Consider the following 26995-nt stretch of genomic DNA (forward strand, 5'->3'; position numbering starts at 1 on the left):
GAAGGGAGCACCGTGAGCGCTCATCCCTACAGCCCGGCCTTCGGTATCGCCGGTTTCGGATTCGTCTCCGGCGCACTGTCGGTGGACGAGGACGGTATCGCGGTCCCCGGCCGCCGGGCGGCCCTCGAGGCCGCGATGGCCCGGCTCGGCGAACGACTCGCGACCATCGATATGACGCTCGAGAACGTCGTGAAGACCACCTATTTCGTCACCGACGTCGCCCTGCGCGACGAAGCGAACCGGCACTACGAGGCGGTATTCGCCGAACCCCGTCCGGCCCGGTCCTTCGTCGAGGTCGCCGCGCTGCCCTACGGCGCGACGGTCGAGATCGAGGCCATCGCCCACCGCGGGTAGTACACCCGCACCCTACGGATCACCGACAGAGGAAGGCACACATCATGTCCAGCACCGAAAAGACCGGCGTCGATCTCGACGCGCTGATCGACTCCTGCATCGCCGCGGCCGATACCCGCCACGAGGACTGGGACACACTCGGGTTCCAGGCAGCCAAGGGCGGCGACCGGTTCAAGCGGGCCCAGATCCGCTATATCGGCTCGGGTGCCACCGGCAACCACGACACCGACAACAACATCATCAAGGCCGATCACTTCACCTTCTCCAATATGCGGCTGCCCGCCGGTGCGGTCGGTCCCGAGCACACCCACCACGACGTCGAAGAGGTCTTCTACGTTCTCGAAGGCGAGATCGAGGTCGCCGTCCACGATGTCGAGGACGGGACGAAGAAGGCGGTCCGCACCCTCGGCTACCGCGATCTGATCCGCGTACCCGCCGGGGTGCCGCGCAGCCTCGCGAACGTCTCCGATGCCGACGCGCTGTTCTGCGTCATCATCGGCACCCCCAAGCCGCAGCTGCCCACCTACCCGCCCAGCTCCGAAATGTTCGGCGTCACTCGCTGATCGAGTACCGGAAGACGGACGAGGAGAGCCCGATGGACGAGCCGATGAGGCGGACGCTGCGCGTCCAGCAGAAGACCTGGGAAGCCGACGGAGTCGTCAGCGTGACGCTGGTCGATCCGGCCGGTACCGAGTTGCCGAGCTGGGCACCCGGTGCGCACCTCGCGCTGCACCTGCCGAACGGGCTCGTCCGCGAGTATTCGCTCTGCTCGGACCCCGGAGACCGGTCGCGGTGGACCGTGGCGGTACTGCGCACACCGGATTCGCGGGGCGGCAGTGCGTATATCCACGACCTGCTGCCGGTCGGCGGACTCCTCGAAGTCGAGGGTCCGCGGCAGAACTTCGCGCTCGACACCGCGGCCCGGCACATTCTGGTCGCGGGCGGGATCGGTATCACCCCGATCCTCTCGATGGTGCGCGACCTGCACCGCGCGGGCGCGAACTGGACGCTGCTCTATACCGGACGATCCCGGTCGACGATGGCGTTCCTCGACGAGATCGGCGCGCTGCCCGCCGACCGCGTGACGATCCACGCGGACGACGCGGCAGCGGGTCGATACCCCGACCTCGCCGGGCTGCTCGGGGATATCGACGGCGATGCGGTCGCCTACTGCTGTGGCCCCGAGTCGTTGCTGACCGCCTGCTCCGACGCCTTGACCGATCCAGGGCAGTTGCGTATCGAGCGGTTCAAGGCTCCCGAACCGGTGATCATCGGGACGGATACCGCCTTCGACGTGGTTCTCGCCACCAGTGGCCGGCGGATCCCGGTCGCGCCGGATGTGTCGGTCCTGAATGCCCTGCAGAACGCCGGTGTGCCGGTGGAGAGCTCGTGCACCGAGGGTATCTGCGGGACCTGCGAGGTCGGCGTCGTCAAAGGCGATGTCGAGCACCGCGACTTCCTGCTCTCACCCGAGGAACAGCAGACGTGCGGCACCATGTTCGTCTGCGTTTCCCGCTGCCGCTCCGCCGAACTCGTCCTCGACCTGTAGCCGGCCACCCTCGACAGAAAGGTCGATCATGCGATTCTCCGGAACACCGGTCTGTACTCTCCGGGCATTGCGGTCGGTATCGGTCACGGTGCCCGATCCGGCCCGCTCCCGCGATTTCTACCACGAGGCGTGGGGTCTGAGCACCGTCGACGAAGACGGTGACACCTTCTGGCTGCGTGCCACGGGGACCGAGCACCACGTTCTGCAACTGCGCGCCGGTACCGGCAACGCACTGGACCGGATCTCGTTCGCGGTCGGCACGCCGCGCGAGGTCGACGATGCGGCCCGCGCACTACAGAAGCTGGGTATCCCGCTGCTGCGCGAGCCCGGCCGGCTCGACGACGCGGGCGGCGGCTACGGCCTGCAGCTCGTCGATCCGGAGGGCCGCTGCCTGGAGCTGTCCGCCGATACGTTCGCGGTCTCGGCACAGGAACCGGCGGGTCGCCGGGCCATTCCCCGCAAACTCGCGCATATCGTGCTCAACACCAGCGATATCGATCGCACCGCGGACTTCTACACCCAGGTGCTGGGTATGCGGATCTCGGACTGGTCCGAACACCAGATGACCTTCCTGCGGTGCAATTCCGACCACCACGTCATCGCGCTCAACCAGGCCGATTTCCCGTCGATCAACCATGTGGCCTACGAGATGGAGAGCCTCGACCATTTCATGCGGGGGCTCGGCAGCCTCCAACGCAGCGGCATCGTCCCGCAGTGGGGCCCCGGCCGGCACGGTCCGGGCGACAACACCTTCTCCTACTTCACCGATCCAGCCGGACTGGTGTGCGAGTACACCTCCGAGGTGGCCCAGATCGACGAGGACCGCTGGTTGTGCCGGACCTGGAAGCGCACGCCCGAACTCTCCGACCAGTGGGGTACCGCGGGTCCGCCGACGACCACGGTCCGCGCGGCCATGGCCGGAGTACCCGATCTCGGGCACCGCGGCCGGGTCAGCCCGGGGATCGACGACTACTTCTACGGGGGTCAGTGAGATGCGGAGGGTGCAGCCGTGACCGTCACGGCCGAATCGGCCGCCCGGGCGACCCGGTGGGTTTCGGCGCGGGGGATCTCGCTCGAGGTCCGCGGTGCGGGTGACCCGGTGCTGCTCCTGCACGGTATCGGCGGAAGTGCCGCGGCCTGCGGCGCACTGGCCGAGGTACTGAGCACGCGGGGCTACCGCACCTACTGCTGGGACGCACCGGGATACGGGCAGTCCGCCGATCCGGTGCCGAACGCGGCCGGATCCCCCGGCAGCTACGACCACGCGCTGGTGGTTGCGGAGCTGATCGCCGAACTCGGCGGCGGGCCGATACATCTGATCGGCACCTCGTGGGGCGGAGTGATCGCGACCGCGGTCGCCGCCGTGGATCCGGCGTCGGTCCGTTCGCTCGTCCTGGTCGACAGCACCCGCGGTTCGGGGGTGAACCGGGAGCGGGCGCAGGGGATGCGGGCACGGATCGGTGAACTGCGTGAAGTCGGCGCTCCGGCATTCGCGGCGGCCCGGGCGGGCCGGCTGGTCTCGCCCGGCTGCGCTGCCGAGATCGCGCGCGCGGTGGAATCCGAGATGGCGCGGGTTCGGTTGTCCGGCTATACCGCTGCCGCCGAGTACATGGCCCGCACCGATACCGGTCCGAGCCTGGCGACCCTGGCGGCACCCACATTGGTACTGGTCGGAGTGGACGACGTCGTCACCGGCGTCGACGAATCCCGGTTGCTCGCCGACGCGATTCCCGGGGCACGTTTCGGGCTGATCCTGGGCGCCGGCCATGCGGCGGTGCAGGAGAAACCGGCCGAGGCGGCCGCGCACATCCTGCGGTTCTGGAAGGAACTGGACGAATGAGCAGACTGATCGTGGTCACCGGGGCGGGCCGTGGACTGGGTTTCGCGATCGCCGAGCGGCTGGCCGCCGCGGGCGACCGGATCGTCATCGCGGAGATGCGCGCCGAGCTGGCCGAAAATGCCCAGAAAGCGTTGCGGAACAAGGGATACGACGTCACGGCTGTGGTCACCGATATCGCCGCCCGCGATTCGGTGGTGGCCCTCGCGAGCCGGGTCGAGGCCCTGGGGGGCGCGGACGCGCTGGTCAACAATGCCGCGCTGGCCGACGGCGTGGGCGGTGATGCCTTCTGGGAACTCGATGAGGGGTTCTTCCAGAAGGTGATGACCGTCAACGCGTTCGGGACCTGGCTGGTGAGCAAGCACCTGTTCGCCCAGCTGACTCGCGGCGGCAACGGCGCGATCGTGAACATCGCCTCCGATGCCGCCCTGTACGGGTCGCCGCGCCTGGTGCACTATGTCGGCTCCAAGGGTGCGGTCATGGCGATGACCCGCACGATGGCGCGCGATGGGGGCCCGCACGGACTGCGGGTCAACGCCGTCGCACCCGGGTTGACCCGGGTGGAGGCGACGGCCACGGTCCCGGCGTCGCGGTACCGGCTCTACGCCGACAACCAGGTGCTGGCCCGCGAGCAGACGCCCGACGATGTCGCGGGCACGGTGCAGTTCCTGCTCTCGGACGCGGCGAGCTACCTGACCGGCCAGACACTGGTGGTCGACGGCGGATTCGTCATGAACTGAGCGACCTTTCCGGCCTACCGATACCCCCTCCCTCACAGAGAGACCGACACTCGATGGATCTGCAGCTCACCGACCGCACCGTGGTCGTCTCCGGCGCGAGCTCCGGGGTGGGATTGGCGACCACCCGCATGCTGATCGCCGAGGGCGCCCGGATCGCCGCGTGCGCCCGCGATCTGGACCGGCTACGCGCCGCGATCGATTCGATCGACGGTGCCGACCCCGCCCGGATCCACCTCGCCGCCTGCGATGTCACCGACCGCGACGAGGTCGAATCCTTCATCGGCGCCGCCGCCGGACGATTCGGCGGTATCGACGGGCTGGTGTGCAATGCCGGACGTTCGCTGATGGCGCCTCTGACCCGGACCACAGACGAACAGATACGTGCGGAATTCGACCTGAAGATCTTCGGTTCCTGGAACCTGGTACGCGCGGCCCGGGGCGCGCTCGCGGCCGCGGACCGCGGTGCCGTCGTCAATGTCAACGCGATCCTGTCCCGCCAGCCGGAACCGCGCCTGGCCGTCACCTCGGCCGCACGGGCCGCGCTGCTCAACCTCACCCACTCCATGGCCGAGGACCTCGCCGCGGACGGGACCCGGGTGAACTCGGTACTGCTCGGTCTCGTCGACACCGGGCAGTGGCGCCGCCGCTTCGAGGAATCCGGGACCGCACTCGACTACGACGCGTGGAGCGCGGAGATCGCCGCCGATCGCGGTATCGCGCTGGGCCGCTTCGGCACCGCGGAGGAGGTCGCGTTCCCGATCGTCACCCTGCTCTCGCCGCTGAGCGGCTACACCACCGGCACCAGCATCGATGTCGGCGGTGGCGTCGGCCGCTACATCTGACCATCGGCCCGGCCCGGCGTATCCGCCGTTCCCACATCTCTTCCGGAGGACCCACCATGACGACCACCGACAGCCCCGGCACCAAGGAGCCCACCGGGGGCGATGTGCTCGTCGCCGTGATGCGCAGGCACGGCATCGACACCGCCTTCGGCGTGATCAGCATCCACAACCTGCCACTCGTCGAAGCGGTAGCGCGGGAATTGAAGTTCGTGGAGGTGCGCCACGAAGCGGCGGCGGTCAACGCCGCCGACGGGTACGCGCGGGCGACCGGGAAGATCGGTGTCGCGATCACCAGCACGGGAACCGGCGCCGGCAATGCCGCGGGTTCCATGCTCGAAGCGCTGACCGCGGGTAGCCGGGTGTTGCACGTGACCGGCCAGATCGAGAGCGAGTACCTCGGTGCCGGCGGGTCGACACGCGGCGTCATCCACGAAGTGCCCAAACAACTCCAGATGCTCGATGCCGTCTCCCGCTATGCGACCTCCGTCGAACGCGCGGAGGACGTCGAAGCGGAGCTGGAAACCGCCATCGCCCATATCCTGGCCGCCCCGCAGGGTCCGGCCAGTGTCGAATGGCCCTCGGATCTGCAGTATCTGGCGCGGCCGGCCGATCAGCGTACGTACGAGCCACCGGCTTTCGATGCTCCGAAACCGGACAGCCGCGCGATCGCCGAGGCCGTGGCGTTGCTGTCGGCGGCCGAGCGTCCGCTGCTCTGGGTGGGCGGGGGAGCGGCCGGCGCGAAGGCCGAGCTGGCCACCCTGCTGCACACCCTGGGCGCGGGTCTGCTGACCAGTAATTCGGGGCGGGCGATCGTGCCGGAGGACGACGCCCTGGTGATCGGGAACTTCGCGACGGCGCCGGAGGTCGCGCCGTTGCTCGCGGATGCCGATCTGCTGCTGTCGATCGGTACCCATTTCCGCTCCAACGAGACCAAGAGCTACAACCTGCGGTTACCCGTCACCCAGATCCAGATCGATGTGGATCCGGCGGCCATCGGCCGGATCTATCCGGCGAAGGTCGGCATCGTGGGGGATGCCGCGACCACCCTCGCTGCGATCAACGACGCCCTGACCAGCACATCGGTGGACCCGGGGTGGTCCGCCCGGGTCACCGGCACCGGGGCGGCGGTACGCGCCGCACTCACGGCCTATATCGGCGGCTACGCGGAGATCTGCGCGGCGATGCGGTCGGTACTGCCGCGCGAATCCGTCGTGGCGCGCGATGTGACCATCCCGTCCAGCCAGTGGGGCAACCGATTGCTGCCCTTCTACGAACGCGAGACCAATATCTTCCCTCTCGGCGGTGGTATCGGCCAGGGGCTGGCCATGGGCATCGGCGCCGCCCTCGGCCGGCCCGAGGTGCCGACCGCCGTGATCGCCGGGGACGGCGGTCTCGCCGTACATCTGGGCGAACTCGCCTCGCTCGCGGGCAGCGGCGCCTGGTGCGTCGTAGTGGTGTTCAACGACGGCGGCTACGGCGTACTGCGGAATATGCAGGCGGCAAACGGCTTCGATCGGTCCGGTGTCGATCTGTTCACGCCGCGGTTCGATCTGCTCGCGGCCGCGCTCGATATGCCCTACACCCTGGTCCAGGGGCCGGGACGTTTCGAGAAAGCGTTCGCGGACGCGGTGGCGACGCGCGGTCCGGCGATCGTCGAGGTCGATGTCGCGGCGGTCGAACCGCCGCCCGGCCCGTTCACACCACCCGTGCACATCCCGGTTCGGGAGGGTTGATCCGATGACCGGCAACGAATGGGACGACGACACCCCGGCGCACGCGCTGGTATGCCTGCACGCCGGGCCGGACCCGGATAGCTGGTTCGCCGAGCAGGTCGAGGCACTCGGCGCCATCGCGTACCGGTCCCGCGCGCTGGACCCCGCCGACCCGGAATCCGTGGAGCCGTGGGTGAACGAGGTCGCCGCCGCCGTCGCGGCCCTCGGCCACGACCGCGTGCACCTGCTGGCCACGGGCGCCACCGCATACGGCGCCATCGCGTTCGCCGCCCGGCATCCCGCGCTCGTGACCAGCCTCGTACTCGGTGACCCGGAGGTCGAGCCGGATTCTCCCGGGTATCGCGAACTCCTGACGCGGGTGGCCGCACCGAGCCTGGTGATCGCCTCGGTCCCCGACGGGCACGCGGATATCGCTACCGCGCAGCGCATCGCCGGTGGTATCGACAACGGCGTCTTCGTCGTCATCGACGGCGGCACGATCCCGGCCCACCGCGAACGCGCGGCCTCGTTCAACGAATGGGTCACCGCGTTCACCATCATCGCCGAAGGTCTCGATGCCATGGCATCGCAGCGACAGGAGAAAGCCAATGCCTGAACAAGCCGCGCACTACCTCGAACCCAACCAGACCCATCTCGAACCGATCAGCCCCTACGAGGCCAAACTGTCCGGTTCGATCATGGAGGTTTTCGGCCGGGGCACCCACGACCTGCCGGGACTGATCGCGGGACTGAACGATCTGGGGCTGCACGCCCCCGACGGGCAGGCCTGGACCGAGGACAATTTCCGCGCCGAGATGCGACGACTGGGAGACTGAGATGACCACCGCGACCACATCCGCCCCGACCGCGACCGGCGGTCCGAAGAAGCGCGCCGTCGGCGTCCGCAGGGATATGACCGCCGCCGATATCGCCGCCACCGGGCTGCGCGACCGCTGGTATCCGATCCTGCCGTCGCGCATGGTGAAACCCGGCGAATCCAAGAAGGTCACCCGCCTGTCCGTCGACTGGGTACTGTTCCGGGACCCCCGGGGAACCGTCCATATGCTCGAGGACCGCTGCCCGCACCGCAGCGCCCCGCTGTCGGTCGGGCAGCATCTCGGCGACCGGCTCGCCTGCAAGTATCACGGTGTCCAAGTGGACGGCACCGGCACTGTCGTCTCCGTACCCGGGATGCCCGGTTGCGCGCTCGAAGGTAAGCGGGCGACAGTATCGTTGCGGGTCGTCGAGGCCGCCGACACCATCTTCGCGTTCGTCCCGCTCACCCATGATTCCGAACCCACACCGTTCGTGCTGCCCGACCGGCTCACCGACGAGGCGGTCTCCTGGTTCCCGAACTTCGCGGAATGGGCCGGACCCTGGCGCTTCTATATGGACAATGTCCTCGATCCGATGCACGGTGCGTTCCTGCACCGCGATTCGCATTCGATGTTCGGCGGTGACACCTCGGCGCGCTTCCGGATCCGGGAAACCGACCGCGGCTTCTTCTTCGAGAAAACCGATCAGATCGGCGTGAACTTCGACTGGGTCGAATACGTGCGCGGATCCATGGACTACGTCGACCTGGAGATCCCCTACGCCCCGAACGCCGGGCCGGGCGGTGTTTTCGGCATCGTCGGCATGGCGACGCCGATCGACGCCGGCGATTCCGCGATCTTCCACTGGCGTACCCGCCGCGTGGACGGCTGGGAACGTGAGGTGTGGCGTTTCCTGTACCGCACCCGGCTCGAGGCCCGGCACTGGGAGGTACTCGAACAGGACCGCGAAGTGCTCGAGGCCCTGGCCGCCGACGCCGATCACGAGGAACACCTCTACCAACACGACCTGGGTGTTTCGCGGATCCGCCGCATCTACCGCGCGGACGCGCGGAAGCAGGCCGCGATCCTGGCCGGCGAACCGGTATGAGCACGACCCGGGCGGACTCCGCCGACACCATGATGCTGACCGTATTCCTGCGGCACGACCAGTCACAGAACCTGGAACAGATCCAGGGCAAACTCGACGACGCCGGCTGGTGGCAGCACTTTCCACCGCCGGGTTGCGAGGTGGTCTCGTGGGTGGTCGCGATGGGGGTGGGCCAGATCGTGACACTGCGGCTGCCGGTGGCCGAGCTCGCCGCCGTGAATGTGGAGCTGGAACGGCGGGCGTGGGGTGTGTTCCAGACGGACTTCTACCCAACCTACGATTTCGTGCCGGTCCGCGAACGGCTGACCCGCGAATCCGGCGAACGGCGCGGCGCATGACCCGGGTCGCGGCGGCGACGGTTCCGGAGCCGCCGCGCCCGGGCATGTTCAGCAACGCCCGGGTGCACGGCGATCAGTTCTTCCTGTCCGGTATGCACGCCGGCGGTCCCGAGGGGACAGTGGGCGGCGCCGACGCCTACCTCCAGGCTCAGGAGGCGTTCCGGCGGGTCCGGCTGCTCACCGAGGCCTGTGGCGCCGTGGTGGACGACATCCTGTTATTGCGGGTCTACCTGACCGATATCGCCGACCGGGCGGCGGTCGGGAGAGCACGCGCCGAGGTGTTCTCCGGCGATTTCCCGTGCTCGACGCTCGTCGAAGTGTCGGCGCTCGTGGAGCCCGGCCTCAGGGTGGAGATCGAGGCCCAAGGGGCCATCGGATCACACAGGCGCACCTGATCCGCCGTCGGCCCGGATCGGATTCACACTCTCGAAAGGTTAGGAAGAGATCATGAGCAAGGCACCGAGTGTGGCCGTCTGCGGGGCGGGTATCGGCGGTCTCACCGCGGCTCTGGCGCTCCGGAAGTTCGGTATCGACGCGCAGGTCTTCGAGCGGACCGCCCGCTTCGCCCGGGTCGGCGCCGATATCAACCTCACCCCGAACGCCGTCCGGGCCCTCGACGGCCTCGGTCTGGGCGCGGCCCTGCGGGATTCGGCGGCCCGGCCGCAGTTCCGGATCAGCCGGACCTGGGATACCGGCGCGGAGACCTCACGGCTCGAGATGGGCTCGTCCGCGGAAGCGCGCTACGGGTCACCGCAGCTCACCCTGCACCGCGGTGATCTCATGTCCGCCCTCGAGGCCGCGCTGCCGGGGGAGAACGTAGCGCTGGGCCGGCAGGTCGTCGACGTCCGCGACGGGGCGATCCATTTCGCCGACGGCGGTACACATCGGGCCGACGTGATCATCGGCGCGGATGGTATCCATTCGGCCGTCCGTACCGCGTTGTTCGGCCGGGAGCACCCCACCTTCACCGGCGTGGTGGCGTTCCGCGCGGTGGTTCCGGCAGCGGCGGTCGCCGCGGTGCCGAATCTGGACAGCTTCACCAAATGGTGGGGCCCGGACGCGGCTACGCAGATCGTGACGTTCCCGCTGAGCCAGGGCAAGGACATCTTCATCTTCGCCACCTGCGCGCAGGACGAGTGGACCGAGGAGTCGTGGACGACCCCCGGCAGCGCCGACGAACTCCGCGACCTGTACCGGGACTTCCACCCGGACGCGCGCGCTCTGCTGGACGCCTGTGACGAGGTCTTGAAATCCGCTCTCTACGTGCGTGATCCACTGCACGCCTGGACCCGGGAGACCGTGACACTGCTCGGCGACGCGTGCCATCCGATGATGCCCTTCATGGCGCAGGGCGCAGGTCAGGCGATCGAGGACGCGGTGGTGCTGGCGCGCTGCCTCGGCTCGGACAGCTACGCTCGCGCGGCCGATGCCCTGGTCGGGTACGAGAACACCCGGATGGACCGGACCGCCCGGATCCAACGCGGCTCCCGATCCAACGAATGGCTGAAAACGGCGGGAAACGGTGACTGGGTGTACGAGTACGACGCCTGGAATGTGCCACTGGCCGGCACTTAGGAATCGGGGTCGACAGCGATCGAATATCGCCTCGATCGACGTCACGAGGCCGGGGACTCCTGGTGCCGGTTCGTCGCACGGAATATCGTTCCGGGAGTCGGCGGGATTCGGACCGGACGATTCAGCCGACGGCTCGATAGAACTCCAGGTGCGCGCGTGCTGCTCGCTCCCAGCTGAACTCGGCAGCGAGAGCCCTACCACGCGAAACCCGGATCGGGTCGGGCCGTTGTGCGCGGGCCAGCGCATCGGCCATCCCGGCCGCGGTGGTGGCGTAATGAACGGTTGGGCCGAATACCTCGCGCAGCACCGGAAGGTCGCGGGCGACTACGGGAACCCCCGCTGCCAGGGCTTCCATGGCCGCGAGTCCGAATCCCTCCTTGACGGAGAAGAAGGGAAACAGGGCCGCGCCCGCTACCAGCGATGGAAGTTCGGGGTGCGGCACCACACCGAGCACGATGTGCTGGATGCCGAGCTCGGCCGCCCGGGTATCGAAGTCCTCTCGGTACGACCGATAGTCGAAGAGTGTTTCGCCGCCGGCGAATACGAGAGCGAGGTCCGGACAGTTGTGCCGCAGGACGGCGAAGGCATCGAGCAGATCGCTGCTGCCCTTGCGGGGTTCGATGCCGCCGACGGCCAGGACGTAGCGGCCCAGGCGTCGCTGCCAGACGTTGCGCGCCGCGGTGGCCGCAATGGAGCTGTCGGCAGCGGCGGCGAAGCGCTCGTACTCGACGCCGTTGGGAACAACGGTGGGGTGCAGGCCCCATCCGGTATGCACTTCGGCCGCGACGGCGGCTGAAACACAGATGTGCGCATAGGGCTCGACGATGGCACGCTCATGGCAGCGGGCGAGTTCGGGGGTGGTGAAGGTGTCGAGGTGGTGGATGGTCCGGATCCGGTGATCCACGGCGTTGGCGCTGATGCAGTCCTGCGCGTGGACGATATCGTAGTCGCCGGGGACGAACGCCTCACGTAAGGCGCGGATGGAGCGCATGATTCGCGCCCCGACCGATTCACCGTCGATGGCGGCGAACGGGACCACACGAAGAGCGACCGAGGGGTCGACGGGCCGGAAGAAGCCCGCGTCGCCACCGCGGCCCAGCGTCCACACGGTGACATCGACACCCAGCCGCGAGAGCGCCTCGGCGAGGTTGAGGGTGTGTACCACCCCGCCGCGGGGTTTGGTCGAATACGTGAGTAGCGCCAGGCGCATCAGTGGCCGCCTTTGTCGATCATGAGGTTGCGGTAGGCGTCCACGCGCCGCTCCTGTAGGTGTCGCAGCACCCGCCGGGCCCTGCCGACTTCGCTATCGATATCGATATCGGCCACGGCGAGCCCGCCCTTGGACCAGGTTCTGGCGAGAATCTCGCCGCCGGGTCCGACGACCTTCGCTTGACCGAGGAAGCGCAGGGTCCCGGTGATTCCGGTTTGGTTGGCGGAGGCCACCACGACCTGGTTCTCGGCGGCACGGGCCTGGTCGTAGAGATCGAACAGGCGGGATTGGCGGTCGTTGGGCATCCGGGAGGCACGATCGGTGACACTGGCAGGCCAGGCCGAGAGGGCGGCGATGATGTGGGCGCCGTCGAGGGCGAGGCTACGTGCGGATTCGGGGAAGGTCTTGTCGTAGTCGATGAGCATGCCGATGCGTCCGACGGGGGTATCGAAGGCGGTGAAGCGATCCCCGGCGGCATAGGCGAGGTGCTCCCCGGCCGGTTGGTGCACCTTCCGATGGCGGCCGAGGACGCCGTCGCCGTTGAGACAGACTGCCGAGTTGTAGCGAACGCCGTCGGCATGTTCGGCGTATCCGACGCAGATGGTCATCGCACCGGCGAGTCGGCACAGCAGCCGGATCTCGGGCCCGTCGGGATCGATGGCTTCCGGCCCGGTGGCCGGGTCCGGATTGCGGAGGTCTCCGATATAGCCGCCGAGGGTGGCGTCGGGCAGTACCAGGAGATCGACTCCGTCCTCGGCGAGCCGGTCGATTATCCCGGTGATCTTGTCCAGGGCTCGGGCTATATCGGCGCCGAAATGGGCGGCGGCGGCGGCTATTCGGGTGACGGGCATGCGATCCGACTCAGGCCGCCGCGGTGGCGCGGGCCGTGACGGCGATCCGGCCGGCGAGATATTCGGCGTCGCGGGCGACGGCGGCGAAGCGGCCCGAGCCCCACGTGTGCAGCCAGGGCAATCCCAGAAAGTAGAGTCCGGGTGTGGTGGTGACGCCTCGGTTGTGACATGGGTGGCCCTCGCCGTCGAAAACGCCCACACGCAGCCACCGATAGTCGGTCCGGAATCCGACCGACCACACCACCGAGGTGATATCGGTGGCGGCCAGGTCGAGCTCGGTGATCTCGCGTTCGGGTGTCCAGACCGGGCAGTACCGTGCCTCGGAAGGGGCCTCGATGCCCATCCTGGCGATATAGGCGTCTATGGAGTCCTTGATGCTCTCGGCTACCGAATCCGCGGCCTGGAGGTTCGCTGCCAGCGATGGGTCGAAATGAGCCGTGCCGTCGACGATATCGACCATGCGACCGTAGAGCGACATACCCTCGAGCGCGAATTGACGCAGGTCGATATCGCGGCCGCCGTCACGGCCGGTGACGTAGTGGTTGGTGTTCTCTCGTTTGCCGAGTCCGCCGGGCTGGTCCTCGATGGGAATATCGTAGTGGCCCATATCCTGTAGCCACGCTACGCAGTCGCGGCCGCGGTAGAACCGTGCGACACGGGGCGCCGTGCCCACCGCGAGGTGGACATGCCGGCCTGCCAGGTGCAGATCCTCGGCGATCTGGGCGCCGGATTGGCCGGTGCCCACGACGAGTACGCCGCCGTCGGGAAGAGCCGCGGCACTGCGGTACTCGGCGGAGTGGAACTGCGCGATCGAGGTGGGCAGCCGCTCGGCGAATCGAGGCACGGTGGGTGTGTGGTAACCGCCCACGGCGATGACAACCTGGCCGGAATGCAGCGGCCCGGATGTTGTCTCGATATCGAAGCCGTTGTCGGATGCCACCCGTACCGAAGTGACACCGGTATGCTCCCGGACCGGGGGATCGAAGGTCTCGGCGAAGCCGCGGACCCATGCGTACACCTCGTCGCGTTTCATGAAGCCGTGGGGGTCCGGTCCGTCGTAGCGGTAGCCGGGCAGCGCACACTGCCAGTTGGGGGTGACGAGGGTGAAGTTGTCCCATCGGGTATCCCGCCACTCGTGGGCGATGGTCTCGCGCTCCAGGACGACATGGTCGATACCACGCATGGTCAGATGCCGGCTGATCGACAGTCCGGCCTGCCCGGCGCCGATCACCACGACATCACGGTGTTCCACACCGGTGCCCGAATCGGATTGGAATGTCATTGCTTTTCTCCCGAGGGCGTTGCCGGTAGCGATGGCGGGGTCATCGTCAGGACGCGGACAGTTCCCGGTGCGGTACGGCTGCGGGCGGCCGACTTCTCGATGGCGTCCAGGGTCTGCACAGCGGAGGTGCAGTAGAAACCGAATTTCTCCCGTACGCGTTCGGCCGCGATGGTCAGCGCGGTCGAGACCCGGGTGAGGAACTCGTCCATCGGATAGTCGACACCTGTGACCAGATGGTCGCGGATCACCAGCGACGGCGAGTAACAGGTCTGGATCAGGCCGTCGGGCCAGCGAATGTCGAAGGTCATCTCAGGCATGGACGGCCCGCAGTCCCTCGGGCCCGGTCGACTGCCCGACGACGCCGCGCTCGGCGACCACACTGTGGTAGAGCTCGGGGCGTCGGTCGCGCAGGTTGTACATACCGCCGCCGCGTGCCAGTTCGAGGGCGTGCTCGACATTCATCGTCGCAGTCGCCAGTCCGGCTTCGGTACCGGTGGTGGCGAGAATATCGCCACCCGGTCCGACGATCTTGGCACTGCACACGAAGCGCAGTGACCCGAATGTTCCGGCCTGGTTCGACGACACCCACACCACCTGGTTCTCCACGGCTCGGGCCCGGTCGAAGATATCGAAGCGCTGCGTCCAGCGGTCGTCCTCGAGGCGTTCCACGGTGGCGGTGCGGGCAGTCGGCCACGCCGAGAGCGAGGTGATGATCTCGGCTCCGTCCAGCGCCAGCGCACGCGCGGCTTCGGGGAATGCCTTGTCGTAGCAGATCTGCATGCCCATCCGGCCGATGGGGGTGTCGAAGGCGCGATACTCGGTTCCGGCTGCGTAGCAGAGGTTTTCACCGAGCGGTTGATGCACCTTGCGATAGGAGCCGAGAACGCCGTCCCCGGTGAGGGTTACCGCCGCGTTGTAGCGCAACTCGCCGTCGGCCTCGCAGAAACCGAGCGTTACGACGAGATCGCCGGCCATGGCCGCGACGCGCCGCAATTCCGGCCCGTCGAGGGTGAGGGCGGGCGGCAGGCTGCGTAACCGCCGTTCCCTGGCCTCCGCGCTTTCCGCGCCGCCCCCCAGGCTGGGTAGGTATCCGCCGAGGCAGGCTTCGGGCAGGACGAGCAGGTGACTGCCGTGCTGTCGAGCCTGCTCGATCAGCGAGGCTACGGTTTCGTAGCAAGCCTCCATATCGCGGCCGAATGCTGCGGCCGCCACGGAGATGGTGAGATCGTTCATGAGAGTCCCAATCCGGTGACTGCGCCTTCCAGCGCGTGCGTGACTTCCCCGTCGGGCCAGCGCAACCGCACGCCGGGCGTCGTGTCGAGTACCCCGCAGATTGCGCTGGTGGCCGGGCCGGCGGGGGCGATTGCGGTGCCGGGGCGATCGGCGGTGAGCATCGCGAACCCGGGGAAGCAGGTGATCCAGTCCGCCAATTCGGCTCCGGCCGGGCGGGGTATCCGTGCGATATCCAGCTCGACACCGATTCCGCCGGCCTCGGCGAGCATGCCCGCGGTCCCGGCGATTCCGGCCATGCTGACGTCCTTGGCTGCCGCGGGCGCGGTGTCGGCGACGAAACGCCCGAGTGCACGCAGTTCGTCGGTACGGCGATGTGAGGACGAATCCCATTGTCGTCCTGTGTATCCGGGCCGCCAGCCGCCACCCAGGTCGGCGGTCAGCCGAAGCTCGTCGCCGGCTTTGCCGCCACCGCCGGGGATCGGGTGTGCCGTGCGACCCAGCGCGGTGACCGATAGTGACGCCGGGACGCCGAGCTGGGTGTGTCCGCCGAGCACGGGTACTCCCCAGGCCCGGCCGGCCGCCGCGAGGCCCCGCAGCACTCTCGTCAGGAGCGTCCGTGTGGGTGCGGCGACAGCGTCGAGCATCCCGATCGGCTCCGCGCCCATTGCGGACAGATCGTTGAGATTCACCAGCGCCGCGCACCAGCCGGCCCATTCCGGATCGCGCTCGACCATGGACGGCAGGACGGCATCGCATGCGGCCACCAGATCGCAGCCCGGTACCGGTGCACCGTCGTCGCCGCGGAATCCATAGCCGCCCAGCGCTGTCGGTGTCTCACCGAACTCCGCCAGCGCCGGTCCGAGCATCGCCTTGGTGGATCGCGCGAGCAGCTGGATGCGGTCGATCGGCCGGCGCATCCGCAGATGCGGTGTGCCCGCGACCGTGGTGTCGCCGATCCGGATCCAGCCGAGGTGTGTGAACAGCGATTCGAAACGGGCCTGCACTGTCGCCTCGAACCGCAGCACGTTGTGGGTTTCGACGTAGGCGCACGCCGCTCGGACGAGTGCGCGCCCTACTCCGCGGGTGCGGCGGCCACAGTTCACTACCAACCGGCTGCCGGTCCACCAACCGAGATCTTCCGCGGTGGCCGGTGCCAGCCGTACACCGCCGAGTACTTCGCCGTCCGGTGCGAGCGCGACCAGTACGCGGGCCCGCGGGTCGTCGTCTATATCGTCGGCGTCGCTGCCGGTGAACAAACCCTGCTCGACGACGAAGCTCTGCCGTCGTATTGCGTGATATGCGGCGAGGAGCCGGGTGTCGGCAAGCCGGATGAGGAGACCGGTATCGGTCCCAGCGGCGGGCGAATGCCCCGATAGGATGCAGTGATCCGGTGATCCGGCGGATTTCTCGGATGGGTGGTCCAGCCATGACCGGGTCATGGTCGTCGATCGCGTGGTGAGCATCTCAGCCCCCGGCGTTCTGCAATACACTGCATGCCCCGCAGGCCGCGCATCCGGCTTTCTGATCAGCGCCGAGCATGCCCGCCCGGCCCAATTCGGCGGCGACGCGTCGAGTCACGTTCTCGAGCACCCGCGCCGGCGGCGGCCCCGCACCGTCGGCGTCGACGGCAAGGGTGCCGGCCAGCGGCCGGAACGGGACGACGAACGGGTATACCCCCATCGAGATGAGCTCGCTCGCACCCGCCACCAGCTCATCGGGATCTTCGCCCAACCCGACGAGCAGATAGGTGGAGACCTGATTGCGGCCGAATACGCGGACCGCTTCGGTCCATGCTGCCCGGTACTCCGACAGCGGAACAGTCGACTTTCCGGGCATCCAGCGAGCCCGCACCCGGTCATCGAGCGATTCGACATGGATTCCGATCGAGTCCGCACCGGCGCTCCGCAACTCGGTGAGTGTCGCCGGGTCGCCGGGCGGCTCGCACTGCACCTGGATCGGAAGCTCGGGTACCGCCCGCTTCACCGCACGCACGCAGCGGGCGAGATGCCGCGCACCGCGGTCCTTCCCACCGGATGTGCCGGTGGTCATCACCATCTGCCGGACTCCGTCGAGCCGTACGGCCGCCTCGGCGACCTCGGCGAGCTGATCCGGTCGTTTGACCGCGATCGTGTCGCCGGCCGCGAGGGACGCTTCGATGGAACAGAATCGGCAGCGTTGATCCTCGCGGTACCGGATGCAGGTCTGCACCACCGTTGTCGCCAGCACGTCCCTGCCGTGCAGGCGGGCGATCTGCTCGTAGGGCACGCCGTCGCCGGTGTGCCGATCGTAGAAGTGCGGGCGGCGCACGGGCTCGACGGGCACGCCGAGATCGGTGCCTTCGAACAGCAGTCGATCGTTTCGAATCGTGTAGGGGCTGTCGGAGCGGATGGGGACGGCGGCGCCGGCACCCCCGAACAGCACATGACCGTCGTCGCTGGGACCGGCACCGGAACGGCGCTGCACCGGCACGTCGACACGGATGCCCATGAGTGCGAGATCTACTCGCGTGGATACCTCGGTCATGCCGGCCGTCCTACAGCTGATAAGTGGAGTTGATGATGGCGCCCTTGCGGGCGTAGTGGATCAGCGCGTCCTGCACATCCAGCGGATGTGCCGGGATCACCCCTTCGATGAGGTCCTCCTCGCGGGCGCCGTGCAGGGCCAGACCGAATCGGCAGGCGAACACCTTGCCGCCCTCCTCGATGAAGGTGGCCAATGCCTCGTTCATGTTCTGCTCACCCGGGAACCCGCTGTCGCCGGTCGTCGGAAAGCCACGGGTGGCAAGGCAATTGATCGCACCGGGGCCGTAGAAGTAGATCGCCGACTCGAAGCCTTTGCGCAGCGCGCGGGTCGCCTGCAGGATCGCGACGAAGCTCACCGACGACTCGTGGGCGATACCGTGTACGAGGGTGAAGTAGGTCTCGCCGGCCTCGGCCCGGTAGTCCGGGAAAATCTTGGTCGCACCGTAGATATTGCTGCCTTTCGCCATTGCCGGGTGCGGGATCTCGGCGAGGGATTTCGCGATGTTCTCCTCGATCGCCTTGTCGATATCGGAGGTCGAAGTGGTGGGTGCGGACATGATTCGTCTCCTCGGGCCTGTGGTTTCGGTCCGGCGAGCAGCAGTTCGTATGACTCCGGTGGTTCGCCGTTGGGTCAAGTTGACGCTCGATGTATTTCCGGTTGGTCACAACGGGAAGAATTGGCCGTTGCCGAGAATTCACCTCCTGCTTGCAAAGGTGATGTTATGTATTATGTTGCCGCACAGTGAGATTGACTGTGTGGTGAGGGTTTCCGACGCTCGGGAGGGGGTGTCGAAGTCGCGGCGACGTAATTGTTTCCCTGGTCCGCCGCCGTCGCTGTTAACAGTTCTCGGCCGTGGGCTTTCGATCCGTAACATCGGCGAAACGGCTTCGGAACTCCGGTGCGTGGCCGTGGAAGGGGAGTGCGCTGCGCCGCAACGGCGCGCGGCCGGGGTCGCGGGTAGGTGTCGGGGTTCGGTGATGCGCTGACCGGGTGCAGGTGAACGGGCTACGGGGCGCAACGGTGTGGATGCCGAGATCGACGATCGGAACGTTCCGGCCGTGGAGTGGAGACGATATCGTCCGGAATCGAAGCGGCGGCATGCGAAGTAGACCTCGCCGAGGTGAATTCGCGAGCGCAACTCGCCGACCGGGGAGTGACCGGCCTTCCTGTGTCAGGTGTGCGGGCGGCTCGGTGGGTGGGTCCGCCCGCGGGACTACGGTCCGGTGGCGGGGCGCTCGATCGAGATGAGGGGGAGGACGATCGTGTCCACGATTTCTTCTATTGCGGCGTCGGCCGCGGGCTGCATATGGATGAGCATCTCCTGGCGCAGCACGTCGTCACGCAGCGATCCGGTGTCGGGCGCGGTGGGCCGGTGTCGGCCGAGGGTATCGGTGAGCGCGCTGTGTACCAGGTCGTTCTTATCGCTCCATCGGCGGGACAGGACCGGCCGGCTGGTTCCGGCGCGAGTCGCTACGGCCTCCATGGTGAGGTTCGCGTAGCCGCGCTCGAGGTCGGCGACCGGGTCATCCGAACAGGTCCCGAGCCGGCGCCGGAAGATCGGGCTCCGAGCAGCAACCATTTTCGGTTGCCGAGCCCGACGTCCTACCGATCCCCACCGCAGCACGGGCCGTCGGCCATGGCCGGGCCGGCAGGGCCGAGGCCTCTGTTATGCGCCGAAGTGCTCGGCCCGTCCTCCCGGCGGCATGTGGGGGATCCGATCGATCGCTGGTCCGCACCTGGAGTGAAAGGCGCGCGCGGGACTCCACCTCCTGCACCGGATCCTGCTGGTAGCGCGGTACCGACTACCCCGTAGCCGAGCGCGGCCGACCTGCCGCGGTCCGGCTCCGGCTGTTGTGGTTTTCTAAATCTGAATCTACAATCAGTTTTCGGTCAGCCAATGAGAGGACGAAATCGGATGGCGATGATGACCCACGGTGAATACGTCGCCTCGCTCGGCGACGGTCGGCAGATCTTCGCGGAGGGTGAACAGGTCAAGGAGCTTTCGGAGCATCCCCAGTTCGCGACTGCGATCGAGTTGGTCGGTCGCTGTTACGAGCGGCACTACCGCCCCGGCGACGATGCGAGTGGCCCGTACTTTCACATCCCGAAGAGCGCGGACGACCTACGTGAACTGCTGGAGACCCTGCTGAGCTGGGACATGGTCACTGTGACAACCAGTCAGGGTCTGCTGGCGTTGCTCACCGCCGCGGCGCGGATGCGTGCTGATCATCCCGGGCTCGCGCGGCGAATCGAAGAGTACTTCGACTATTGCCGACGCAACGATCTGCGGTGCGTGCAGGCCATCACCGACGCCAAAGGTGATCGCCGATCGGCGCCCGGCGCGCAGCGGGATCCCGACGCTTACACACGAATTGTCGAACGGCGCCCCGACGGCATTGTGATCCGTGGTGCGAAACTGCATATATCGTCGGCTGCCATCAGTCATGAGCTGATCGTGATGCCGACCAAGAATATGAAGCCCGGTGAAGAGGACTACGCCGTTGCGTGCGCGGTGCCGGTGAACGCTCCGGGTGTGCGGATCGTCAACACCAGTTACGCGCCCCGCGAGCGGGTGGAGGACTTCCCGGTCAGCTCGACGCACAATATGCCCGAAGGCTTCATCATTTTCGACGATGTGTTCGTGCCGAACGAGCGTGTCTTTCTCGCCGGGGAGACCGCGCATTCGGCGACCTTCGCGCACGCGCTGGGGTTGTGGGAGCGACTCGGCGGCACCGCGCACATGTCCGAATTCGGCGACCAGCTCGTGGGGCTTGCACAGCTGATCGCCGAGGCCAACGGGACGGAGCGCATCTCCCACATCCGGGAGAAGATCGCCGAGATGATCATCTATGCGACCATGGTGCGCTCCGGCCTCGAGGCCGCGATCGCGAACGCGGAGGAGAGCCCGGAGGGTTGGTATTTCCCCAGTGAGCTGTACACCAATGCGGCAAAGCACTATGCAGCGGCGGAATTCAGTCACATGGTGCGTAATTTGCATGACATAGGCGGTGGTTCCATCGTCACCGCGCCCTCGGTGCGGGACCTGGAAAACAACGAAATCGGCCCGTTCGTCGAAAAGTATATGGCGACCAAGGAGGGCATCTCCGGTCAGTATCGGACTCGTCTCTTCCACGCGATCCGTGACTTCACCGCGGACGCTTACGGGGGGTGGCAGTTGGTCACGATGCTGCAGTCGGGCGGCGGACTCTATGCGCAACGTCTGGTTGCGCGAAAGCACTACGATATGACGAGGGCCAAGCGCCTGGCCCTCGAACTCGCGGGTCTTGCATGACAACCGTCGATGCGCCGCGGAACCTCGCCTCGTTCGGCGCGCACCTCCGCGCCGAGTTGGCCGACCTCGCCCACGAATTCGCGCATGCGAAGCGAGCGGACCCCGCCGACGGTCGCATCGCTGCTGTCGAGGAACTGCGCGACGGCCACGAAGCGGTGGTCCGGCGGATGCGCGAGTTCCAAGCGGCGCTCTTCGGGGCGGGCGTGGCCTGGCCCAGCGGTCCGCCGGCCCTCGGTGGAATGGGTCTGACGCCGGCCCACGACTCGATCCTCGACGAGGTGCTCGAGGATATGGGATTCCCCTCGCGTGAGGCACTGTTCGTCGGATTGAACATCGTCGCACCGGCGCTCGGCGAGTATGCGCCCGAGGAATTGCGGAACTGGGCCCTACCTGCGCTGTTCCGCGGTGAAATCATCGGCTGCCAGTTGTTTTCGGAACCTGGTGCGGGATCCGACCTTGCCGATGTCAGGACCCTGGCGAAACGGGACGGTGACGAGTGGGTGCTGACGGGGCAGAAGGTGTGGACCTCGATGGGACATCTCGCCGACGTCGGCGAGGCTCTCGTCCGTACCGACTCGCACGTCCGGAAACACGCCGGATTGACGATGTTCCTGGTGGATATGCATGCCCCCGGCGTGACCGTACGCCCCATCCGGCAGATGACCGGTGGCGCCGCCTTCAACGAGGTATTTCTCGACGGGGTTCGTGTCCCCGACGCGCACCGTATCGGTGCAGTGGGGGAAGGCTGGCGGGTCGCTGCGACGAGCCTCGGCAGTGAGCGCGCGACCATGAGCGGCGTAGCCGGTCCGCTCACGCCGTATGTCATGCAGAGGCTCGTCGGTTTGGTCCGCCGGCTCGGCGCCGAGGCGGACCCGGTACATCGCCCGCAGATCGCACGTACCGTGGCCGCGGTCACCGCTATGCGTGCCGCTGCCGGTCTCTCGCCCGGATCATGGACACACACCATGGAACCCGTCGCGGGTTCGGTGCTGAAACTCCTGATGGCCCGGGCAGCTGACGAGGTCGCGCACCTGGCTCAGACCGTCCTGGGCGAGCGGGCATTCGTCGACCTCGGCGCGAAAGAGGACTTCGCGTGGTCGGAGTTCGTACTCGGTGTCCCGGCCCTGCACATCGCCGGCGGCACCGACGAGATCCAAGCCAACGTGATCGCCCAGCGTGGCCTCGGCCTGCCTCGCCCGGGCAAGCCGGTCACCGTTTCCTGATATCAGATGACAGGAGCCAGTCCAGTGGAATTGCTCATCCGCCACCGCGCAGGCCCGACCCGCCCTCCCGACGACGGATATCCGGGCGCGAGGACTACGGGTTCGGTACCTACGAGCGCATCGACGCCACGTATCGGTCGAGGAGGAACGACCGGCGACAATCAGCCTCGATCGTTGATTTCGCCGCCCTCGCAACGTTGCCGAGTCTCCACGGCCGCGATCACTACTGCGGCTCGTCGATCCTCGAAGGGATGCGCCGCCGCCGATTCCGAGTGGATGGGAGCCGGGCATGTGCGATGAAGTGAATGGACCCGGAATATCGCCGGACGAGATCCGAGCCGCCCTGCGTGACTACTTCTCCGAACGGCCCGGAATCGTAGCCGTCCGCCGCAACCGCGATGAGAACGGCACGGACGCGGCAGGTTTCGATCGCGAAGGCTGGAAGGTGCTCGTAGAGCAACTCGGTTTGCTCGGCATCGCAGCACCGGAACACTGGGGCGGGCTGGGACTGGAGGCCGAGTATCTCGTCGCCGCGATGGAAGAGTGTGGTGCCACGCTGTACCCGGGTCCGTTGCGGGCATCGGTGCTCACGGCGGCCGCGTTGGGGGGTACGAGCCCCGAGGCCGTGCCCGCCGAGTTCCGAGAAACGATCGTGGCGCTACTCGCCGGTGCGGCCGTAGCCGGGGTATCGACCCGCTCCGATCGGATATCGGTACCGAATTACCGGGACGGGCGTGTCAGCGGGCGCCTCGCCGCGGTAACCCACGGGGCGGTAGCCGATCTCGCGCTGTGCATCGTGGATACCCCCGACGGTCCTGCACTGGCGTTGGTTGCCACGGGTTCGGCGCAACGCCGCCCGGTGCCGACCGTCGATTTCGCGACCCCACTCGCCGATGTCGTTCTGGCCGGCGAATCCGCGATTCTGCTGACTGCCGCAGGGGACGACGGGGCGCTGGAGAAGCAGCTCGCCCTGGAAACACTCTTATCGGCCGCCGAACTCGTCGGAGGCGCCGAGGGGTGCTTGACGCAGATGGTCGACTACGCCAAGGTCCGCGAGCAGTTCGGGTCGCTCATCGGTGCCTATCAAGCCGTTCAGCACCACTGCGCGAGAACCGCGGTCGCGAATGCGGGGGCCCGCGCTCTGGTTGCCGGAGCTGCGAGGATGTGGGACAGGTACGACTATCCAGCCGCTCGTCAGCTCACGCTGCTCGCCCGAGCCGACGCCGCGGACGCCTTCACCTCGGCGTCGAGCACTCTCATTCAGATATGTGGTGGTATCGGTTTCACCTGGGAACACGATGCGCATTTGTTCTTCCGGAGGGCGCGGGCGACCGCGGCGATCGGCGGGACCCCGGCCCGAATACGCGACAGCGCTGTCGGAATCGGATGTCTGGACCTGCTGGTGCACGAGGTGGCCTGAGCGCGGTTATCGCATCGGCTGTCGTCCGCCGTCGGCCCGCGAGGTAACCTCGGGCGTCCGGACACGGCGCGTTCCGCGAGTCCGGACAGTACGCTGGGGCGCCGGTACCGGGCGATGCTCGGGTACCCGTCCGGTGCCGACCGGCGCGCGCTGGGGAATCGGCATCTTCTCAGTGGTCGGTGTAAACCGTCCGATACCACACAGTTGCGAGAGTGTCGATCGCGGATTCGTCGTCCGGGCGTTCGACACCTGTCTCTCCGCCCATCACGAGCCAGGTCCAGCAGAATCCCTCGAGCATCGAGACCAGCGCAGAGGCAAGCAGGTTCAGGTCGCCTTCGAGCGGTTGCCCGGCCCGCTTCGCGCTGTCCAAGCCGACCAGGATGGCCCGGATCCCGGCGGCGCGGTTTTCCCGCCAGCGAGTGGCGAAGGATTCGTCGGTCATCGACATCTGGAAGACGCCGATCATCTCCGGTAGATATTTTTTGTAGGTGACCCAGTACGCCTTCACTGCACCGCGGATCCCATCGACCGGGTCACCGGTTTCCGCCTCGAGCGCCGCTTCTACCACTTCGGTGGAGAACTGTTCGAGCAGCGCCTGGAGCAACTGCTCTTTGTTGTCGTAGTAGTTGTAGAACGATCCCGGCGACCGGCCGGCGGCCTCGGTGATATCCGAGATCTTGGCGTTGAAGAAGCCCTTCTGCGCGAAGACCTGCCGGGCTGCGTCCAGCATCGCTTCTTCGGTCCGTTGACCCTTCGCGCTGGCGGGTAGTGGTCTCGATCGCGGACTCTGCTCTGTTCGACGGTGAGTGGACCCCGCCGACCGTCGAGGCGAGATGTCAGTCACCTGGTGTACTCCGATCCGCTCGGCGCCGATTGCCTCTTGCGAAGCCCTAAAACTGAATCTACCATCAGAAATCGCCTCGTGGCGCATCCCGATCGAGAACGTAGGGCGGAGACGCAACAGGATGACGGCGAAGGCTCGTATTTCTCGCTTGTCCGTATCCACCTCGGCCTCGCCGACTCGACCGATACGTCCTGCTCACCGCAGGTACCTGCGGCGGTACGGTCCGCTTCGCCGCGGAAGTGGCCGGACTCGACCGGAGCGGCGTCGGCCCACCTCGTGTGCGGCGCCGGCCGACCGCCGATCATGAGCCCGGCCGACGGCGCGGACACGGAAGTATGTGCGCCCGGCGGGTCGGAACATCGACGCCGATCCCGCCGAGACGCCGATGGTCGGGACCCGGCGGCCCGCCTCCCGGCAAGCGGTCGGCCTGTCCACTGGTCGACAAGACCGAGGCCGGTGGAATCCCTTTCTCGACCGGGTGGCCGGGAGAGCACTTCTTGAACAGGAGATTGTCATGGACGATGGTGTCACGGCGCAGGCCGCTGGTGGAGCCGGGTGGCCGAGCTGCACCGTGGACGAAGCCGTTCGCAGTCATGCAGAGCGCCGTGCCGACGAAGCCGCCCTGCTCGGGCCGGCGGCCGATCTCACCTGGAGTCAACTGGATCGCGCGGCCGGACGTGCGGCCGGGATCATTTCGCGCACCGGCGGTCCCGGGTCGCGAGTTGCCTGGTTGGGGCAGAACGAAGCGGGATTCGCCATCACTCTGCTCGGATCCTGGCGTCGGCGGGCCGCGTTGGTGGGATTGAACTGGCGGTTGCCGGACACCGATCTCGCCGCGTCATGTGTGGAGGCGGGCGTTACGCATCTGTTCGCGAGCGCGGCGTTCGCCGATCGTGCGCGGGCCATCGCCGGCGCGGGTGTGCACATAGCGCTGATCGACCCGGCAACGACCGATCCCTGGCCCGAACTCGCCTCCGCCGAACCGCTCGAACCGGCCGCGGAAGATATTGCGCTGGTGTTCTTCACGTCCGGGTCGACCGGGGTGCCGAAGGCGGTGCCGGTTACGCGCCTGGCGATCGAGGCCGGGGTGGCGGCGCCCACGCCGCACGGATTCGACGAATCGTCGAGGTTGTTGATCGTGCCACCGCTGTTCCACCTGGCCGGATCCTATTGGGTGCTGTACGGACTCCGGTTCGGTACTCGGCAGAGCTATCTCGCCGAAGCCTCGCCGCGGGCGATCGTGGACGCCCTGGCCGAGCACCGCATCACCCATGCGGTCTTCGTGCCCACCCTCATCAGAGCGGTGATCGACCGGCTTGCCGTCCAGCCACGGCGGCTTCCGGACTTCCGTCATCTCGGCTACGGCGCTTCTTCGATCACCGTGCCGATGTTGCGGGAGGCTCTCGAAGTGCTCGACTGCGAGTTCTGTCAGGTCTACGGCATGACCGAGGCCGGTGGGGTCGTGGCCTACCTGCGTCCGGAAGACCATCAGCTCACCGGTGCGACTATCGGACGGCTGGCATCAGCGGGACAAGTGAGCGCGGATTGTGAGATCGAAGTGCGCGACCTGACCACCGGCGCGGTGCTACCGGCCGGGCAGTCGGGTGCGCTGTGGTTCAGGACGCCGTCGATGGGGCACCACTACCTCGGGCGTCCGGAGGAGAGCGCCCGCACCTTCGTCGACGGCTGGTTGAACACCCGCGATGTGGGATATCTCGACCAGGACGGCTACCTCTTCGTCGAAGGCCGGTCCGACGACATGATCATTTCCGGGGGCGAGAACGTCCACCCGAGTGAGGTCGAGACGGTCATCGCCGAGTTGCCCGAGGTTGCCGAGGTCGTGGTCTTCGGATCCCCTGATGTCCGATGGGGGCGGCGCGTGTCGGCCGCGATCGTTACGCGCGACGGCGATTTGACCGAGAGCGCGGTGGTTCGTCATTGCCGAGAGCGGCTTGCGCACTACAAGGTGCCGCGGTCGGTCGTTTTCATGACCGAACTGCCGAAGACCGCGACCGGAAAGATCGCCCGGTCGGCGTTGCCGGCCATCGGCTGAACGGTCGGCAACGGGAGCGCCGGTCGATCCGGATTACGCCCGAACGAATCGAATCCCGTTATGGGACAGAGGTTGTGCGGCCCGCGCATGCTATGCAACGTCTCGGGTTTCGGCCGCGCGCCCGGTGTAGCGGTGTGCCCGGTATCGGTGAGCTTCCGGGTGATGCGGGGCAGGACACCTATGTGCGCCGATTG

Annotated in this window: 28 protein-coding genes; 18 read left to right on the plus strand and 10 right to left on the minus strand. The window is 67.4% G+C overall.

Features of this window, described 5'->3' with window-relative positions:
- Positions 1–12: 12 nt before the first annotated feature.
- Genes ACWEWT_RS13125 through ACWEWT_RS13190 form a run of 14 tightly spaced genes read left to right on the plus strand, consistent with a single transcriptional unit; the run spans position 13 to position 10870 of the window.
- Positions 13–354, plus strand: a complete 342-nt coding sequence (locus tag ACWEWT_RS13125) for a RidA family protein (RefSeq protein ID WP_452558679.1) — start codon at positions 13–15, stop codon at positions 352–354.
- Between the two features lie 44 nt (positions 355–398).
- Positions 399–917 carry a cupin domain-containing protein gene (locus ACWEWT_RS13130; RefSeq protein WP_452558681.1) on the plus strand — a complete coding sequence of 173 codons (519 nt, stop codon included), beginning with the start codon at positions 399–401 and terminating at the stop codon, positions 915–917.
- 32 nt (positions 918–949) lie between these two features.
- The gene (locus tag ACWEWT_RS13135) at positions 950–1903 is read left to right on the plus strand and encodes a PDR/VanB family oxidoreductase (protein WP_452558682.1); all 954 of its coding nucleotides are present in this window, start codon (positions 950–952) and stop codon (positions 1901–1903) included.
- 28 nt (positions 1904–1931) lie between these two features.
- Positions 1932–2894: a VOC family protein gene (locus ACWEWT_RS13140; protein WP_452558684.1), complete on the plus strand. Its 963-nt coding sequence runs from the start codon at positions 1932–1934 to the stop codon at positions 2892–2894.
- Between the two features lie 18 nt (positions 2895–2912).
- Positions 2913–3743, plus strand: coding sequence for an alpha/beta fold hydrolase (locus tag ACWEWT_RS13145; protein ID WP_452558686.1), 831 nt, complete (start codon positions 2913–2915; stop codon positions 3741–3743).
- On the plus strand, positions 3740–4480 hold the full coding sequence (locus ACWEWT_RS13150; RefSeq protein WP_452558688.1) for an SDR family oxidoreductase: 741 nt from the start codon (positions 3740–3742) through the stop codon (positions 4478–4480). The genes ACWEWT_RS13145 and ACWEWT_RS13150 overlap by 4 nt, the downstream gene beginning before the upstream one ends.
- Before the next feature lie 53 nt (positions 4481–4533).
- Entirely contained in the window at positions 4534–5322 is a 789-nt protein-coding gene (locus ACWEWT_RS13155; RefSeq protein WP_452558689.1) for an SDR family oxidoreductase, read from the plus strand.
- 56 nt (positions 5323–5378) lie between these two features.
- Complete coding sequence (locus tag ACWEWT_RS13160; protein ID WP_452558691.1) at positions 5379–7055, plus strand: thiamine pyrophosphate-binding protein; 1677 nt, start codon at positions 5379–5381, stop codon at positions 7053–7055.
- 4 nt (positions 7056–7059) lie between these two features.
- Positions 7060–7650: an alpha/beta fold hydrolase gene (locus tag ACWEWT_RS13165; RefSeq protein ID WP_452558693.1), complete on the plus strand. Its 591-nt coding sequence runs from the start codon at positions 7060–7062 to the stop codon at positions 7648–7650.
- Positions 7643–7870: a recombinase-like helix-turn-helix domain-containing protein gene (locus ACWEWT_RS13170; RefSeq protein WP_452558695.1), complete on the plus strand. Its 228-nt coding sequence runs from the start codon at positions 7643–7645 to the stop codon at positions 7868–7870. The genes ACWEWT_RS13165 and ACWEWT_RS13170 overlap by 8 nt, the downstream gene beginning before the upstream one ends.
- A 1-nt stretch (position 7871) precedes the next feature.
- Positions 7872–8957 carry a Rieske 2Fe-2S domain-containing protein gene (locus ACWEWT_RS13175; RefSeq protein ID WP_452558697.1) on the plus strand — a complete coding sequence of 362 codons (1086 nt, stop codon included), beginning with the start codon at positions 7872–7874 and terminating at the stop codon, positions 8955–8957.
- Positions 8954–9295, plus strand: coding sequence for a hypothetical protein (locus ACWEWT_RS13180; protein WP_452558698.1), 342 nt, complete (start codon positions 8954–8956; stop codon positions 9293–9295). Before ACWEWT_RS13175 ends, ACWEWT_RS13180 begins: the two co-directional genes overlap by 4 nt.
- The gene (locus ACWEWT_RS13185; RefSeq protein ID WP_452558700.1) at positions 9292–9690 is read left to right on the plus strand and encodes a RidA family protein; all 399 of its coding nucleotides are present in this window, start codon (positions 9292–9294) and stop codon (positions 9688–9690) included. Before ACWEWT_RS13180 ends, ACWEWT_RS13185 begins: the two co-directional genes overlap by 4 nt.
- Before the next feature lie 52 nt (positions 9691–9742).
- Entirely contained in the window at positions 9743–10870 is a 1128-nt protein-coding gene (locus tag ACWEWT_RS13190; RefSeq protein WP_452558702.1) for an FAD-dependent monooxygenase, read from the plus strand.
- Between the two features lie 121 nt (positions 10871–10991).
- On the opposite strand, the gene ACWEWT_RS13195 is transcribed toward ACWEWT_RS13190, so the two are convergent.
- From ACWEWT_RS13195 to ACWEWT_RS13235, 9 genes are all read right to left on the minus strand, one after another.
- The gene (locus tag ACWEWT_RS13195) at positions 10992–12080 is read right to left on the minus strand and encodes an MSMEG_0565 family glycosyltransferase (protein WP_452558704.1); all 1089 of its coding nucleotides are present in this window, start codon (positions 12078–12080) and stop codon (positions 10992–10994) included.
- Entirely contained in the window at positions 12080–12931 is an 852-nt protein-coding gene (locus ACWEWT_RS13200) for a carbon-nitrogen hydrolase family protein (RefSeq protein ID WP_452558706.1), read from the minus strand. The genes ACWEWT_RS13195 and ACWEWT_RS13200 overlap by 1 nt, the downstream gene beginning before the upstream one ends.
- Before the next feature lie 10 nt (positions 12932–12941).
- The gene (locus tag ACWEWT_RS13205; RefSeq protein ID WP_452558708.1) at positions 12942–14213 is read right to left on the minus strand and encodes an MSMEG_0569 family flavin-dependent oxidoreductase; all 1272 of its coding nucleotides are present in this window, start codon (positions 14211–14213) and stop codon (positions 12942–12944) included.
- Positions 14210–14530: an MSMEG_0570 family nitrogen starvation response protein gene (locus ACWEWT_RS13210; RefSeq protein ID WP_452558710.1), complete on the minus strand. Its 321-nt coding sequence runs from the start codon at positions 14528–14530 to the stop codon at positions 14210–14212. Before ACWEWT_RS13210 ends, ACWEWT_RS13205 begins: the two co-directional genes overlap by 4 nt.
- Positions 14523–15446 carry a carbon-nitrogen hydrolase family protein gene (locus ACWEWT_RS13215; protein ID WP_452558712.1) on the minus strand — a complete coding sequence of 308 codons (924 nt, stop codon included), beginning with the start codon at positions 15444–15446 and terminating at the stop codon, positions 14523–14525. Before ACWEWT_RS13215 ends, ACWEWT_RS13210 begins: the two co-directional genes overlap by 8 nt.
- Positions 15443–16885 carry an MSMEG_0567/sll0787 family protein gene (locus ACWEWT_RS13220; RefSeq protein ID WP_452558836.1) on the minus strand — a complete coding sequence of 481 codons (1443 nt, stop codon included), beginning with the start codon at positions 16883–16885 and terminating at the stop codon, positions 15443–15445. The genes ACWEWT_RS13215 and ACWEWT_RS13220 overlap by 4 nt, the downstream gene beginning before the upstream one ends.
- A 25-nt stretch (positions 16886–16910) precedes the next feature.
- The gene (locus ACWEWT_RS13225; RefSeq protein WP_452558714.1) at positions 16911–17969 is read right to left on the minus strand and encodes an MSMEG_0568 family radical SAM protein; all 1059 of its coding nucleotides are present in this window, start codon (positions 17967–17969) and stop codon (positions 16911–16913) included.
- A gap of 10 nt (positions 17970–17979) precedes the next feature.
- Entirely contained in the window at positions 17980–18525 is a 546-nt protein-coding gene (locus ACWEWT_RS13230) for an MSMEG_0572/Sll0783 family nitrogen starvation response protein (protein WP_452558716.1), read from the minus strand.
- Between the two features lie 657 nt (positions 18526–19182).
- Positions 19183–19548 (minus strand): helix-turn-helix domain-containing protein, encoded by a 366-nt coding sequence (locus tag ACWEWT_RS13235; protein ID WP_452558718.1) that lies wholly within the window; start codon positions 19546–19548, stop codon positions 19183–19185.
- A gap of 336 nt (positions 19549–19884) precedes the next feature.
- Here ACWEWT_RS13235 and ACWEWT_RS13240 point away from each other — a divergent pair, with 336 nt between their 5' ends.
- The 3 genes from ACWEWT_RS13240 (at position 19885) to ACWEWT_RS13250 (ending at position 23904) form a co-directional block, all read left to right on the plus strand.
- Entirely contained in the window at positions 19885–21261 is a 1377-nt protein-coding gene (locus tag ACWEWT_RS13240) for a 4-hydroxyphenylacetate 3-hydroxylase N-terminal domain-containing protein (RefSeq protein WP_452558720.1), read from the plus strand.
- Positions 21258–22484, plus strand: a complete 1227-nt coding sequence (locus ACWEWT_RS13245) for an acyl-CoA dehydrogenase family protein (protein ID WP_452558722.1) — start codon at positions 21258–21260, stop codon at positions 22482–22484. The genes ACWEWT_RS13240 and ACWEWT_RS13245 overlap by 4 nt, the downstream gene beginning before the upstream one ends.
- Before the next feature lie 289 nt (positions 22485–22773).
- Positions 22774–23904 carry an acyl-CoA dehydrogenase family protein gene (locus tag ACWEWT_RS13250; protein ID WP_452558724.1) on the plus strand — a complete coding sequence of 377 codons (1131 nt, stop codon included), beginning with the start codon at positions 22774–22776 and terminating at the stop codon, positions 23902–23904.
- Between the two features lie 169 nt (positions 23905–24073).
- Here ACWEWT_RS13250 and ACWEWT_RS13255 read toward each other — a convergent pair whose 3' ends face one another.
- Positions 24074–24634 carry a TetR/AcrR family transcriptional regulator gene (locus ACWEWT_RS13255; RefSeq protein WP_452558726.1) on the minus strand — a complete coding sequence of 187 codons (561 nt, stop codon included), beginning with the start codon at positions 24632–24634 and terminating at the stop codon, positions 24074–24076.
- Positions 24635–25262: 628 nt separating this feature from the next.
- Here ACWEWT_RS13255 and ACWEWT_RS13260 point away from each other — a divergent pair.
- A complete protein-coding gene (locus ACWEWT_RS13260; protein WP_452558727.1) occupies positions 25263–26801 on the plus strand; it encodes an AMP-binding protein in 1539 nt (512 codons plus the stop codon).
- The last annotated feature ends 194 nt before the right edge of the window (positions 26802–26995 follow it).

The organism is Nocardia sp. NPDC003963 (genome assembly GCF_053605105.1).